This window comes from Brenneria roseae subsp. roseae (assembly GCF_003115845.1).
GTDB lineage: Bacteria > Pseudomonadota > Gammaproteobacteria > Enterobacterales > Enterobacteriaceae > Brenneria > Brenneria roseae.
In genome coordinates, this window is the sequence record NZ_KZ819024.1 from 51,650 (window position 1) to 65,715 (window position 14,066).

The following is a 14,066-nucleotide window of genomic DNA, read 5'->3' on the forward strand; positions in this document are numbered from 1 at the left end:
CGCTCGACGCACAGCGGAACTACGCCTTAAACTTGTCGCATAGCGCCTGCGTGGCGCCGCGAAACACGCCCAGATCGCTGCCGACCGCCACGAAAGTCGCGCCCCATTCCAGATATCGGCGGGCATCGGCTTCTGCCGGAGCCAAAATACCGCAGGGTTTGTGGTGCGCCGCGGCGCGTTCAAAGATATGGCGGATAACCCGCTGGGCTTCAGGATGATTAGGCTGCCCCAGATACCCCAGCGCGGCGGAAAGATCGCCCGGCCCGACAAAAATACCGTCCACACCGTCAACGGCCGCAATCGCATCCAGATTGTCGACGCCTTCCTGACTTTCAATCTGCACCATGACGGTAATGTTTTCGTTAATCGTGGCGAAGTAATCAGGCTCGGTTCCGTAGCAGTTACTACGATGCGACACCGATACGCCCCGAATGCCGGCAGGCGGATAGCGGGTTGACGCTACCGCGCGTACTGCATCCGCCTCTGATTCCACAAAGGGGATCAGGAAGTCATTGAAGCCAATATCCAACAGGCGTTTGATGATGACCGGCTCATTACAAGGCGGGCGAACAACGGGCGCACTGCGGCTGCCTTTCAACGCCATCAATTGCGGAATAAACGTCGCGATATCGTTAGGTGCGTGTTCGCCATCCAGTACCAGCCAGTCAAACCCTGCCAGCCCCAACACTTCGGTTGAAATGGGATTACCCAGCGCACACCAGCAGCCAATCAAGGTTTTACCCTGCCGTAAATTTTGGCGAAAACGGTTAGGTAATATCGGAGTATTCATTTTTTATCCTCGGTCATTCCGGCGCCGTTCCGTTTGACACGGCGCCATTGAAAATCCAGTAAAATAACAGGTTAACGAACCAGACAAGGCCGTTTGTTATCAAACGCCCAGCCGGGGATCAGATACTGCATTCCCATGGCATCGTTACGCGCTCCCAGCCCCATGCTTTTGTACAGTTCATTCGCTTTCATCACCTGATCCATATCCAGCTCAACGCCCAGACCCGGTTTCTTCGGCACTTCCACCATCCCCCCCACGATCTGCAACGGTTCTTTGGTCAGACGCTGATTACCTTCCTGCCAGATCCAATGCGTATCAATCGCCGTGATTTTTCCCGGGGCTGCCGCCGCAACATGCGTAAACATGGCCAGAGAGATATCAAAGTGGTTATTGGAATGCGAACCCCAGGTTAATCCCCACTCGTGGCACATCTGCGCCACGCGTACAGAACCTTGCATAGTCCAGAAGTGCGGGTCTGCCAATGGAATATCGACCGATTGCAGGGAGATGGTGTGTCCCATTTGCCGCCAGTCGGTAGCGATCATGTTCGTTGCGGTCGGTAAACCTGTGGCGCGACGGAATTCCGCCATCACTTCACGACCGGAGAAGCCCTGCTCTGCGCCGCATGGATCTTCCGCATACGCCAGTACGCCACGCAACTGTTTGCCAAGTTGGATGGCCTCATTCAATGACCAGGCGCCATTGGGATCCAGCGTAATTCGAGCCTGCGGGAAACGTTGAGATAAAGCAGTCACCGCTTCCGCTTCTTCACTGCCCGCCAGCACGCCACCTTTCAGTTTGAAATCATTAAAACCATATTTTTCGTAAGCGGCTTCCGCCAGACGAACCACGCTTTCCGGCGTGAGCGCTTCTTCATGGCGCAGACGATACCAGTCGCATTTCTCATCTGGCTGGCTCTGATAAGGGAGATCGGTTTTATTGCGGTCGCCGACGTAGAACAGATAACCCAACATTTCGACGGCGTCGCGCTGTTGGCCATCGCCAAGCAGAGAAGCCACGCTGACATTGAGGAACTGCCCCAGCAGATCGAGCATAGCGGCTTCGATACCGGTCACGACATGGATAGTGGTGCGCAGATCGAACGTCTGTAGACCACGACCGGATGCATCACGATCGGCGAACTGATTACGCACCGCCGACATCACATTTTTATATTCGCCCAGCGTCTTACCGACCACCAGTTCAGCGGCGTCCTCCAGCGTCTGGCGTATTTTCTCTCCGCCCGGAACTTCCCCCACGCCCGTATGCCCGGCGTTATCCTGCATAATAACGATATTGCGGGTGAAATACGGCGCATGCGCGCCGCTGAGGTTCAGTAACATGCTGTCATACCCGGCAACGGGAATAACCTGCATATGGGTAATAACCGGAGTCGTACTTTGCAACGTCATATTCTTATCCTTTTTTCACTTCACGAGGTCGCGTAGGGTTAGCGGCCAAATACCGGGCGTTTACGATCAAACGTCCAACCGGGAATCAGGTATTGCATCGCAGCCGCGTCATTACGCGCACCGCTGGGTAATTTTTTGTGCAGATCATGCGCCTTCATCACCTGATCCATATCTAATTCAATACCGAGCCCCGGACGATCCGGCACACGGATCTTGCCATTGACAATTTGCAGCGGTTCTTTGGTCAGATGCTGGCCTTCCTGCCAGATCCAGTGCGTATCAATCGCCGTTGGATTACCTGGCGCCGCCGCCCCGACATGGGTAAACATGGCCAGCGAAATATCAAAGTGGTTATTCGAGTGACAGCCCCAGGTGAGGCCCCATTCATCGCACATTTGCGCGACGCGGACCGCGCCGTGCATAGTCCAGAAATGCGGATCCGCCAGCGGAATATCGACGGCTTGCAGCATCACGGCATGATTCATTTCACGCCAGTTGGTGGCGATCATATTAGTGGCGACCGGCAACCCCGTAGCCCGGCGGAATTCCGCCATCACTTCACGGCCGGAGAAGCCCTGTTCAGCGCCGCACGGATCTTCGGCATAAGTCAGAATGCCCTGCATGTCTTTACATAGACGAATGGCCTCATCCAGTAGCCAGGCTCCATTCGGATCGACGGTGATGCGCGCCTCCGGAAAACGTTTTTTAAGCGCTTTGACCGTGTCGATTTCCTGCTCGCCCGGTAACACGCCGCCTTTCAGTTTGAAATCTTTAAATCCATAGCGATCGGTTGTTGCCTCGGCCAAACGAACAACCGCTTCGCTATCCATCGCTTGCTGGTGACGCAGGTGATACCACTCATGCTTGCCTTGTTCACCGCTCAGATAAGGCAAATCGGTTTTTGTACGATCGCCGATGTAGAACAGGTAACCCAGCACCGTGACTTCGTCTCGCTGTTTACCTGGTCCCAATAGCTCCGCCACCGGCACCCCCATGAACTGCCCCAGCAGATCAAGCAATGCGGCTTCCAGCGCGGCAACCGCATTGACCCGTAACTCAAATGTCCAGGCGCCTTTACCAAAGGTATCGAAATCTGAAGATTGGTTACCCTTGTGCACGTCATGAACCAGACGATTCATTCGCGCAATCTGCTGGCCTTTCACGCGGGGGATCGCCTCCACCAGCGTGGTGTAAATCACCTCGCCGCCGGGCGCTTCCCCCACCCCGGTATGACCGGCATTATCGGTCAGAATAACGATATTTCGCGTAAAGTAAGCGCCATGCGCACCACCGATATTCAGTAACATGCTGTCATAACCTGCGACGGGAATAACTTTCATATCGATAATGATGGGAGTATCCGAAACGCTATTGCTGCCCATTACACTCTCCTGAAATTAAATCGGTGAATGATGCGTATCTTTACGTTGAAAAGAAAAAGGACCGTTGATAATACGAAACAAGCGATCGGCGTTATCAATACAACAGCACAATCATGACGTTGCCCTGCCAGCGTTGATTAAAATTATAAGTTTTCTTATTTCACAACTCATTGGGCAATAGCTCAGTATTCAAGGGCAAAAAGCAGATTAAATATGTCATCGGCACAAACTAATGGGAGGTATTTCACGAAAAACCACTTATCGTCATAACAATGAAAAAGCGCTCCGCCAAGGCTGCAAAAAGCGCATTGAGTAACCGCCATGTCCGCAGCGTGCAAAAAAAACAGGAATAGACTCTCAAGGTTCGCCGGTGACAGAAAAACAAAGCGGAAAACAGGTTTTCATACCGGGATGGGGCAACAGACCAATAAATAATAGATAAAACGCCGCGCTATTTGAAAATAGCGCGGCGTTTTAATCCCGACCGTTATTTGCGAAATGGCGTCAGCTCAATACGCTTAATCTCACCCACAATAAACAGGTAGCTGACAATCGCGACAAGCGCATGAATGCCCACATATACCAACCCACCATTGAACGAGCCCGTCATCCCGATGATGTAGCCAATAGCGATAGGCGTCACAATGCCTGAAGCGTTACCGAACATATTGAATAACCCGCCGCTTAGCCCGCTGATTTCCTTCGGCGCCGTATCGGCCATGACAGCCCAACCCAGCGCGCCAATCCCCTTACCAAAGAAGGCGGCAGCCATGATGGCGACAACGATCCATTCTGTTTCGACGTAATTACAAATAACCATCGACATGGAGAGAAGCATCCCCAATACAATCGGTGTCTTACGGGCGAAAGTCAGGGAGTTCGTTCGACGCACCAGGTAATCGGAAATAACGCCGCCCAGCACGCCGCCGACGAAACCGCAGATAGCCGGCACGGAAGCGACAAACCCGGCTTTAAGAATGGACATGCCGCGTGCCTGCACCAGATAAACCGGGAACCAGGTGATAAAGAAATAGGTCAGGGCGTTAATACAGTATTGTCCGATATACACACCGACCATCATGCGTGACTGCAACAACTGCTTGACCTGATGCCATTTCTCACCTTTTACGATAACCTTTTTCTCGCTTTTGGCATCCATGTTGGTCAACGCGCCACCCGCCTCAATATAATCAATCTCGGCCTGATTGACGCCGGGGTGATCTTTCGGATCGTGAATGACTTTCAGCCAGAGGAAACTGATGATGATCCCTAATCCACCCATGAACCAGAACACATGCGCCCAGCCAACGGCATGGGTAAGCCATCCCATAATCGGCGCAAAAATAACGGTGGCGAAGTATTGTGCGGAGTTAAAAATAGCGGCCGCGGTGCCACGCTCTTGCGCCGGGAACCAGGCGGCAACGATGCGACTATTCCCCGGGAAAGAGGGGGATTCACACAGCCCGACCATAAAACGCAACAGAAACAGCGCAATCACGATGGTTGCCGTTGTCGGGAACAGATCGACAAATCCTTGCAACAGGGTAAACAAAGACCAGGTAAAAATACTCCAGAAATAGACACGCTTGGAACCAAAGCGATCCAGCAGCCAGCCGCCAGGGATCTGTCCAATCACGTAGGCCCACGAGAAGGCAGAGAAAATGTATCCCATGCCCACCGCATCCAGTCCAATCTCTTTGGTCATCGCCGAACCGGCAATGGATAACGTGGCACGATCGCCATAGTTAAATGACGTGACGATAAATAACATCACGACAATCCAGTAGCGGGCGTTTGTTCGCTTCTGTATAGCACCTGCTGCTGAGTTTACTGTATTCATGATGAACTCCTGCTTCGATCGCGGTTAAGCGCATTCATTCCGAATAACAGATAACATGTTGTAGGGTTATCAGAATGAAGATTGGTGAATAATAAATTGCTATTCTTATTTTTTACGAATAGTCAGGTTATATGGCATCGGAGTAATTAATCGATATCCATCACTCGCCAGAAGAGTATAAATTTTACCCAGCGTTTGCTCACTAGATAAAAGCACAACATTAAAATAATCCTTTTGAATATGTTGGTGCACTTGCCCTATACAATGCGAGGTATTTCACGAAAAACAGCCTTCCCACTTAATTGAAAGCACATTTATTCTCTTTTTTTTATCGAAAATAAATCAGGCAAAAAAGAATGTGACAAATATCACCAATAACTGGATATTAGCCCTGTCAGGAATAGAAAAAAACGAAATACTTTAGTCAAATGCACAGTGCGCAATGACTTATCGTTCACGTATACTCATCAATGAGCAATGAAGTTAATAAAATATGATTGCAATCGTAAATCGCATCTTATAAATACAGAAAAAAGGGTTGCACCATGTCAGATAAATCAGAGATTAATGCTGAAAAAGAAAAACCGCTTTATATTAAGGTTCATGATTCTGATAATGTTGCCATTGTGGTTAATAATAATGGCTTACGTGCCGGGACCCGTTTTAATAATGGGTTCGAATTAATTGAACATATCCCGCAAGGCCACAAGGTTGCCTTAGTCAATATTGCCAAATCCGACGCCATTATCCGCTATGGCGAAATTATTGGTTATGCATTACGCGATATTCCGCAGGGAAGCTGGATCGATGAATCGCTTGTCGACCTCCCTCAGGCACCGGAACTGGCATCCCTGCCGTTGGCAACCAGAGTTCCCGCTCCGTTGCCTCCGTTAGAAGGCTATACCTTTGAAGGCTACCGTAATGCCGATGGCAGCGCGGGAACTAAAAACCTGCTTGGCATTACCACCAGCGTACATTGCGTCGCCGGCGTTGTTGACTATGTCGTCAAGATCATTGAGCGGGATTTATTGCCGCGCTATCCGAATGTGGATGGCGTCGTTGCGCTCAACCATCTGTATGGCTGTGGCGTTGCCATTAATGCGCCTGCGGCGGTGGTGCCTATCCGGACGATCCATAATCTGGCGCTGAACCCCAATTTTGGCGGTGAAGTGCTGATTGTCGGCCTCGGCTGTGAAAAGTTACAGCCAGAACGTCTGCTTGAAGGCACGCCTGATGTTCAGCCCATCGCGCTGGACGACAGCAGTATTGTACGTTTGCAGGATGAACAACATGTCGGCTTCAAATCGATGGTTGATGATATTCTGACGATGGCCGACCGGCATCTGCAAAAGCTGAACCAGCGCCAGCGTGAAACCTGTCCGGCAGCTGAATTGGTGGTTGGCATGCAGTGTGGTGGCAGCGATGCCTTTTCCGGCGTGACGGCCAACCCCGCCGTTGGGTTTGCCTCCGATCTGCTGGTGCGCTGCGGCGCTACCGTCATGTTTTCCGAAGTCACCGAAGTGCGTGACGCCATTCATTTGCTGACGCCGCGCGCCATCAACGAAGAAGTGGGTAAGCGTCTGCTGGAAGAGATGGCCTGGTATGATAACTATCTCGATAGCGGCCAGACCGATCGCAGCGCCAACCCCTCGCCCGGCAATAAAAAAGGCGGGCTGGCCAACGTCGTGGAAAAAGCGCTCGGTTCGATCGCCAAGTCAGGCACCAGCGCCATCGTTGAAGTGCTATCGCCCGGCCAGCGCCCAACCAAACGCGGCCTGATTTATGCCGCCACCCCAGCCAGCGACTTTGTCTGTGGAACACAACAGCTCGCTTCCGGCATCACCGTTCAGGTATTTACCACCGGACGCGGTACGCCCTACGGTTTACTGGCCGTACCGGTCATCAAGATGGCTACGCGTACAGCATTGGCAAACCGCTGGTATGATCTTATGGATATCGATGCGGGTACGATTGCAACGGGCGAAGCCACGATTGAAGATGTCGGCTGGCAGCTTTTCCGCTTCATTCTGGATATTGCCAGCGGCAGAAAGAAAACCTGGTCAGATCAATGGGGTCTTCACAACGCGCTGGCCGTGTTCAATCCGGCTCCCGTAACCTGATTGAAACAATGCGTTTCTTATGGGGCCAGAAAATACTCTGGCTCTTTCATTTATTAATTCAATAACCCATTTTTTGACCGGAAGTTAACTTAATATCCATTAACCATTAAAAACGGCAGTAGAAAAAACCATAATCAGTAACAATCTTGACTAAAAAGCCAAATATTACTCAATATAATTTAACAAACAAAATATCTTTCAGTACCTGACGCAAAGCCATTTAGCGCTTACCGGTCATTTACAATTACTTCTTTTAATAATTATTTTCTACCAATGATTTATTTATAATAAAATGAATTAATTGACAGAAGATCCCCATCATCATAGATTTACCTATACTGATAACCGTGTGATTGTATTCGGTAAATGATTCTCAAAAAGAAGGATTTATCGTCGCTCACCCAATAAGAGCCGGCATCCTGTTCGCAATGAAAAAAACGCTCACCATAAAACCGTGCATGCCGTTAATTTTTGATGTACAGATGCAAAAAGCTCAAAAAAGAAATCAGCGTACCCACTTGAATATATTGATTAATTTAAACAGCAATAAAAAACTACCGGGGTTCCCAATGAGGTTGAATACACCTGTTACACAGCAGGAGTATCTGTTAGATATGGATACGACATTAATGTCCACGACAGATATTCAAAGTCATATCACCTACGCCAATTCCGCATTTATCAAAGTCAGTGGATTTTCTGAAGATCAATTAATTAATCAACCACATAACATTGTGCGCCACCCGGATATGCCTACCGAAGCATTTTCAGATATGTGGTTTACATTACAACAAGGTGACAGTTGGACAGGCCTGGTGAAAAACAGGCGCAATAATGGCGACCATTATTGGGTAAGAGCCAATGTCACTCCGGTTTATCACCAGGATCAACTGACAGGTTATATCTCCGTTCGTAACACACCCGCGGCAGATGAAATAAAATTTGCCGAATCACTCTATGCGGCCGTACAGAAAAAACAGGTTAAACATCGTAAATTTTACAAAGGACTGGTTGTCAGAACCGGCCTGTTTTCACCGCTGTCGCTATTTCAGAAACTCTCCGTCCGCTGGCGACTGCGGCTGGCGATCCTGATCGCGGGCATTTTCCCCGCGGCGCTGGCGCTTAATGGCGTTAACCCGCTGTGGTTAGCCGCCTTTACTCTCCCTCTCATTGCGCTTCTTGATCTGTTCTTGCAAAAACAAATCGCCAACCCACTGAAAATGATTCTGAAACAGGCACAGCATGTGGTTTCCGGCCGTAAAGTGAAACATATGCACCTGAACCGGGTCGATGAAATCGGTCTGCTGCTTCGTGCGATCAATCAGTTCGGGCTTAACCTGCACTCGCTGGTTGACGATGTTGGTACACAGATACAAGGCATGACGGGTGTCAGCCACAAACTGGCGGGAAACAATATTGCGCTGAATACCCGTACCGAAGAAACCTCCGCCAATCTGCAACAGACGGCGGCCGCCATTGAGCAGATTACCGTTGCGGTTCAGCAAAGTTCGCATACCACCACACAGGCCACACAAATGGCTGAACTGGCGAGTAATACGGCATTGAAAGGCGGCGAGATCATGAAGGAAACCATCGGAATGATGGATTCCATTTCCAGCGCCAGTAACAAGATTGTCGACATTATCGGCGTTATTGACAGCATTGCGTTCCAGACCAATATCCTGGCGCTGAATGCCGCAGTAGAAGCCGCGCGCGCCGGGGTACAGGGACGAGGGTTTGCCGTGGTCGCTTCGGAAGTCCGCAATCTGGCGCAGCATTCCGCCTCTGCCGCAAAAGAGATCAAAACCCTGATTGATGCCAACGTGGCAAGCGTCAACTCAGGCAGCGTGATGGTTGAGAATGCAGGTAAACATATCAATGACATGGTGAATGAAGTCCTACAGGTTGCCACCATGCTCAAGGAAATCAGCAATGCCACCCATGAGCAGACGTCCGCACTGGAATTAATCAACACCTCTATTGCTCAGATAGAGGAAATGACGCAACGCAACACCGATATGGTGATGCAATCCACCGAAGCGGCCGAAGGGTTAAACCGTCAGGCAATGCGGTTGAATAGCGCGATTAATGTCTATGGCAGTTAAACGTCAGACATTTTGCATGTAACGCCGTCGCATATAAGACTGATAAAAAAGCGGGCGCACGGCAAGGGCTAAAAAATACACTTTCTGTTACATCTGTTATGAATAAATGGCGGCAACCCTTCGCGTTACCAGGCAAAACCTTAACAAAGCGAAATGGATATTAGCCGATAATAAAGATCACACCTTGTGTGATCTTTATCAGGAGGGAAAATGTCCACCATCAGTGCGGTTTCATCATCAACAACATCATCAGCAGTTAGCTCACAAAGCTATACGCAGAAGATTAGCCAATTAAATCAGCAACTGGAAAAATTGACGGAACAACTCAAAAGTGTATCCAGTTCATCTGGAGACTCAGAAACGGCGGCCACACAGAGCCAAATGTTGCAGGCTCAGATTCAAACCATTGAAGCGCAGATCGCTCAGCTTGAAGCCCAGCAGGCCCAGCAAAGCGCTCAGGCGCAAAAATCAGCCGAGGATACGGTTGCTGCTGATTTCGGGACAAAATCTCAGGCTGACGGCGTTAATCGCCCGACCGAAGAAAACCAGATTAACGTTTACATCTAAACCATATCGACATATACCCGTCATACAGCAACCCGAATCAGTTAGGGCACAAGGCATAATGTAAAGTTATGCCTTATTTTTATGTTTCAGTGGCTTCACCAGCCCCTGCAACCCTTCTATTTTTATCGCCAGCGTTAATTGCATCAGCTCGCCTAAACGGCCTTTCGGAAACTCCCCTTTGCGGGCAAACCACAGCAGGTATTCTTCCGGCAGATCAATCAGAGAACGCCCCTGATATTTACCAAAAGGCATCGGCGTATTGGCAATCTCAAGCAGATCCTCTTTTTCCATCTGTTTATGCCCCCAGCAGGCGAATCATTTCGGCTTCATCAATCACCGGAATACCCAGCTCTTGTGCCTTAGCCAGTTTCGATCCCGCGGCTTCGCCGGCAATCACCATATCGGTTTTTTTCGAGACGCTGCCGCTGACTTTTGCCCCCAGTGTCGTTAGACGATCTTTGGCTTCATCACGGGACAGGATACTCAATGAGCCGGTCAGTACCAGCGTTTTCCCTGCAAACGGACTATCGATCTCTTCGGCCTTCACCACCACCGGAGCCGGCCAGTGAACGTTGATCCCCTCGGGATCGGTCAACTCGCCGATCACTTTCCGATTGTGATCTTCATCGAGGAAGTGACGCACATGAGCGGCGACCACTTTCCCCACATCAGCCACTTCAAGCAATGCTTCTTCGTCTGCGGCAAATAATGCCTCAAGCGAGCCAAAGTGTGCCGCCAGGTTGGCCGCCGTCGCTTCACCGACATCACGAATCCCCAGCGCGTACAGGAATCGCGCCAGCGTGGTGCTTTTCGCTTTTTGCAATGCATTAACCAGATTCTGTGCGGACTTCGGTCCCATACGATCGAGGCCGGTCAAGATGCCCGCACTGAGTCGAAACAGATCGGCCGGCGTTTCGACATACTGTTTTTCCACCAGTTGATCGATAATTTTGTCGCCCATGCCATCCACATCCAGCGCACGACGGGAAACAAAATGCTTCAGCGACTCTTTGCGCTGCGCACCACAGATCAGCCCGCCGGTACAACGCGTAACGGCTTCGCCCTCCACACGCTCCACGTCGGAATGACACACAGGACAGTGAGTGGGAAATTCAATCGGCCGGGTATCCTCCGGCCGTTCAGATTCCACCACGCCCACAATCTGCGGAATGACATCCCCCGCACGGCGGACAATGACGCGATCGCCAATCTGTAATCCGAGGCGTTCGATTTCATCGGCATTATGCAGCGTCGCATTACTGACCATCACCCCAGCCACCGCGACAGGTTCAAGACGGGCAACCGGCGTTATCGCCCCGGTACGCCCAACCTGAAATTCGACATCACGTATCCAGGTCAACTGTTCCTGGGCTGGAAATTTGAAGGCCACGGCCCAGCGTGGCGCTTTAGCAACAAAGCCCAGACGCTCCTGCAACGCCAGATCGTCAACCTTGATCACCACACCATCAATATCGAACCCCAGCGAACCGCGGGTCTGTTCAACCTGATGATAGAAAGCGAGAACTTCCGCGCTGCCGGTACAAAGTTTGATACGATCGCTGACCGGCAATCCCCACTGTTTAAACTGCATCAGACGTTCCCAGTGGCTGGCCGGCAACTCGCCGCCCTCCAGCAGACCAACGCCGTAACAGAAAAAGGTCAGCGGGCGCCTGGCCGTAATTCGGGGATCGAGCTGACGCAACGATCCAGCGGCGGCATTACGAGGATTGGCGAACACTTTACCGCCGGTACGCCGCGCTTCCTCATTCAGTTTCTCGAAGCCGCTATGTTTCATGAACACTTCACCGCGCACTTCCAGTCGTTGCGGGATGTTTTCACCCTGAAGACGCAGCGGAATGGCGCCAATCGTACGAATGTTACTGGTGATGTTTTCTCCGGTGGTGCCATCTCCGCGCGTCGCGGCACGAACCAAAACGCCCTCTTCGTACAGCAGACTCACCGCCAGGCCGTCCAGCTTCAGCTCACAGCAGAACGTCAGATCCTCGGCATTTTTCAACCGGTCGCCAATACGCTTACTAAACGCCAGATAGCTGTCTTCATCAAAGACGTTATCCAGTGATAACATCGGTACTTCATGCCGCACCTGCTCGAAAGCGGCCAACGGCGCGGCCCCTACGCGCTGAGTCGGTGAATCGGTTGTCACCAACTGCGGATAGGCCGCTTCCAGCGCCTTCAGTTCCTGCATGAGGCGGTCATACTCCGCATCAGGAATTTCCGGCGCATCTTCGACGTGATATTTGTATTCATGATGGCGCAACAACGCGCGCAGTTCTGCGACGCGCAATGTGGCTTCACGCATTTCGACTGACTCTACATTCAATGGTTTCATACCTGTTTTTAATGACGCGACATCATCGGTTATTCAGACTCACCCGCTTTGATACGATTAATGATGTTGGTTGTGGAGCACCCATCCTCAAAATTCAGGATCTTAACCTCTCCACCGTTGGCCCATACTTCTTCGCTGCCGGCAATCTGATGCGGTTGATAATCACCGCCTTTCACCAGTACGTCTGGCAGCACTTCGGCAATCAGACGCTGCGGCGTGTCTTCCTCGAACGCCACCACCCAATCCACGGCTTCCAGCGCACCCAGCACGATCATGCGCTGAGGCAGCGGATTCACCGGACGGGTCGGCCCTTTCAGACGCTGTGTCGAAGCATCGCTGTTTACCGCAACAATCAGCCGATCGCCAAGCCTGCGGGCATTCGATAAGTAGGAAACGTGCCCCGCATGAAGAATATCGAAACACCCATTCGTCATGACAATCTTTTCGCCACGCTGGCGCGCCAGCGCAACCGCATCCTTCAACTGCTGCTCGCTCATCACGCCAAAACCTGTTTCAGCACGGCCGCGAATCGCATTTTCCAGCTCAATCGGCGTCACCGTAGACGTCCCCAGCTTACCGACCACAACCCCCGCGGCGGCGTTGGCCAGAAAACAGGCTTCCTCCAGCGAATTGCCCGCTGACAGCGACGCCGCCAGAACCCCGATCACCGTATCCCCCGCCCCGGTCACGTCATACACTTCCTGCGCTTGCGTCGGTAAATGCAAAGGCGCTTTGTCCGGCTGCAACAAGGTCATTCCCTGTTCTGAACGGGTGATCAGCAGCGCTGACAGTTCATAGTCAGCCACTAACTTCATACCACGGGATACCAATTCATCTTCATTCTGACAACGACCCGCGACGGCTTCAAACTCGGACAGGTTCGGCGTCAGCAATGTCGCGCCACGGTAGCGTGAAAAATCGGTTCCTTTGGGATCGATCAAAACGGGTACGCCGGCGGCCTTCGCGGTCTGGATCATGCTCTGGACATGAACCAACGCCCCTTTTGCATAGTCGGACAGTACCAGCGCGCCAATATTGGGCAGTGCCTGCTGAATACGTTCAATCATCGGCTGTGGGTCAACGCCATCAAACCCTTCTTCAAAATCCAGGCGAATAAGCTGTTGATTACGAGACAGAACACGCAGTTTGGTGATCGTCGGATGCGTCGGCACGGACACAAAATCACACTTCACGTTAACCTCACCGAGTTTCGCACTTAGCGCTCGTGCAGCGTCATCGATCCCCGTCAAACCGACCAGACGCGAACCGGCGCCCAGCGATGCGATATTCATCGCCACGTTTGCCGCCCCGCCGGGACGTTCTTCTATCGTGTCGACCTTGACCACCGGCACCGGGGCTTCGGGGGAAATCCGACTGGTTGGCCCGTACCAGTAACGATCCAACATCACATCACCAACCACTAACACCCCCGCTTGGCGGAAGTCAGGCAGCGTAACTTTCATCCCATACTCCAAAATTATTTCGCATATTGCGCGTGAT

The 14,066-nt window shown here is 51.4% G+C and carries 10 protein-coding genes; 3 read left to right on the forward strand and 7 right to left on the reverse strand.

Annotated elements, in window-relative coordinates:
- Positions 1 to 19: 19 nt before the first annotated feature.
- From garL to DDT52_RS04590, 4 genes are all read right to left on the reverse strand, one after another.
- Complete coding sequence (gene garL / locus DDT52_RS04575) at positions 20 to 790, reverse strand: 2-dehydro-3-deoxyglucarate aldolase (RefSeq protein WP_136155324.1); 771 nt, start codon at positions 788 to 790, stop codon at positions 20 to 22.
- Positions 791 to 861: 71 nt separating this feature from the next.
- On the reverse strand, positions 862 to 2,202 hold the full coding sequence (gene gudD, locus DDT52_RS04580; protein WP_136155325.1) for a glucarate dehydratase: 1,341 nt from the start codon (positions 2,200 to 2,202) through the stop codon (positions 862 to 864).
- A gap of 38 nt (positions 2,203 to 2,240) precedes the next feature.
- Positions 2,241 to 3,584: an enolase C-terminal domain-like protein gene (locus DDT52_RS04585; RefSeq protein WP_136155326.1), complete on the reverse strand. Its 1,344-nt coding sequence runs from the start codon at positions 3,582 to 3,584 to the stop codon at positions 2,241 to 2,243.
- A 487-nt stretch (positions 3,585 to 4,071) separates the two neighbouring features.
- Positions 4,072 to 5,424, reverse strand: a complete 1,353-nt coding sequence (locus DDT52_RS04590; protein ID WP_136155327.1) for an MFS transporter — start codon at positions 5,422 to 5,424, stop codon at positions 4,072 to 4,074.
- Between the two features lie 545 nt (positions 5,425 to 5,969).
- Here DDT52_RS04590 and garD point away from each other — a divergent pair.
- From garD to DDT52_RS04605, 3 genes are all read left to right on the forward strand, one after another.
- Positions 5,970 to 7,544, forward strand: coding sequence for a galactarate dehydratase (gene garD / locus DDT52_RS04595; RefSeq protein WP_136155328.1), 1,575 nt, complete (start codon positions 5,970 to 5,972; stop codon positions 7,542 to 7,544).
- Positions 7,545 to 8,113: 569 nt separating this feature from the next.
- A complete protein-coding gene (locus DDT52_RS04600) occupies positions 8,114 to 9,649 on the forward strand; it encodes a methyl-accepting chemotaxis protein (RefSeq protein WP_168709731.1) in 1,536 nt (511 codons plus the stop codon).
- Positions 9,650 to 9,859: 210 nt separating this feature from the next.
- Positions 9,860 to 10,216, forward strand: a complete 357-nt coding sequence (locus tag DDT52_RS04605; RefSeq protein ID WP_136155330.1) for a FlxA-like family protein — start codon at positions 9,860 to 9,862, stop codon at positions 10,214 to 10,216.
- A gap of 66 nt (positions 10,217 to 10,282) precedes the next feature.
- Here the strand turns inward: DDT52_RS04605 and DDT52_RS04610 are convergent, their stop codons facing one another.
- The 3 genes from DDT52_RS04610 to hldE are packed head-to-tail and all read right to left on the reverse strand — an operon-like array spanning position 10,283 to position 14,029.
- The gene (locus DDT52_RS04610; protein ID WP_136155331.1) at positions 10,283 to 10,507 is read right to left on the reverse strand and encodes a DUF3820 family protein; all 225 of its coding nucleotides are present in this window, start codon (positions 10,505 to 10,507) and stop codon (positions 10,283 to 10,285) included.
- A gap of 4 nt (positions 10,508 to 10,511) precedes the next feature.
- Positions 10,512 to 12,566 (reverse strand): NAD-dependent DNA ligase LigA, encoded by a 2,055-nt coding sequence (gene ligA, locus DDT52_RS04615; protein ID WP_168709732.1) that lies wholly within the window; start codon positions 12,564 to 12,566, stop codon positions 10,512 to 10,514.
- Between the two features lie 29 nt (positions 12,567 to 12,595).
- On the reverse strand, positions 12,596 to 14,029 hold the full coding sequence (gene hldE, locus DDT52_RS04620; RefSeq protein ID WP_136155332.1) for a bifunctional D-glycero-beta-D-manno-heptose-7-phosphate kinase/D-glycero-beta-D-manno-heptose 1-phosphate adenylyltransferase HldE: 1,434 nt from the start codon (positions 14,027 to 14,029) through the stop codon (positions 12,596 to 12,598).
- Between the last annotated feature and the right edge of the window lie 37 nt (positions 14,030 to 14,066).

What these genes read in the sequence shown, in the direction of transcription:
- garL (WP_136155324.1), bottom strand. Translation starts at nt 790, where the DNA reads ATGAATACTCCGATATTACCTAACCGTTTTCGCCAAAATTTACGGCAG.
- gudD (WP_136155325.1), bottom strand. Translation starts at nt 2,202, where the DNA reads ATGACGTTGCAAAGTACGACTCCGGTTATTACCCATATGCAGGTTATT.
- DDT52_RS04585 (WP_136155326.1), bottom strand. Translation starts at nt 3,584, where the DNA reads ATGGGCAGCAATAGCGTTTCGGATACTCCCATCATTATCGATATGAAA.
- DDT52_RS04590 (WP_136155327.1), bottom strand. Translation starts at nt 5,424, where the DNA reads ATGAATACAGTAAACTCAGCAGCAGGTGCTATACAGAAGCGAACAAAC.
- garD (WP_136155328.1), top strand. Translation starts at nt 5,970, where the DNA reads ATGTCAGATAAATCAGAGATTAATGCTGAAAAAGAAAAACCGCTTTAT.
- DDT52_RS04600 (WP_168709731.1), top strand. Translation starts at nt 8,114, where the DNA reads ATGAGGTTGAATACACCTGTTACACAGCAGGAGTATCTGTTAGATATG.
- DDT52_RS04605 (WP_136155330.1), top strand. Translation starts at nt 9,860, where the DNA reads ATGTCCACCATCAGTGCGGTTTCATCATCAACAACATCATCAGCAGTT.
- DDT52_RS04610 (WP_136155331.1), bottom strand. Translation starts at nt 10,507, where the DNA reads ATGGAAAAAGAGGATCTGCTTGAGATTGCCAATACGCCGATGCCTTTT.
- ligA (WP_168709732.1), bottom strand. Translation starts at nt 12,566, where the DNA reads ATGAAACCATTGAATGTAGAGTCAGTCGAAATGCGTGAAGCCACATTG.
- hldE (WP_136155332.1), bottom strand. Translation starts at nt 14,029, where the DNA reads ATGAAAGTTACGCTGCCTGACTTCCGCCAAGCGGGGGTGTTAGTGGTT.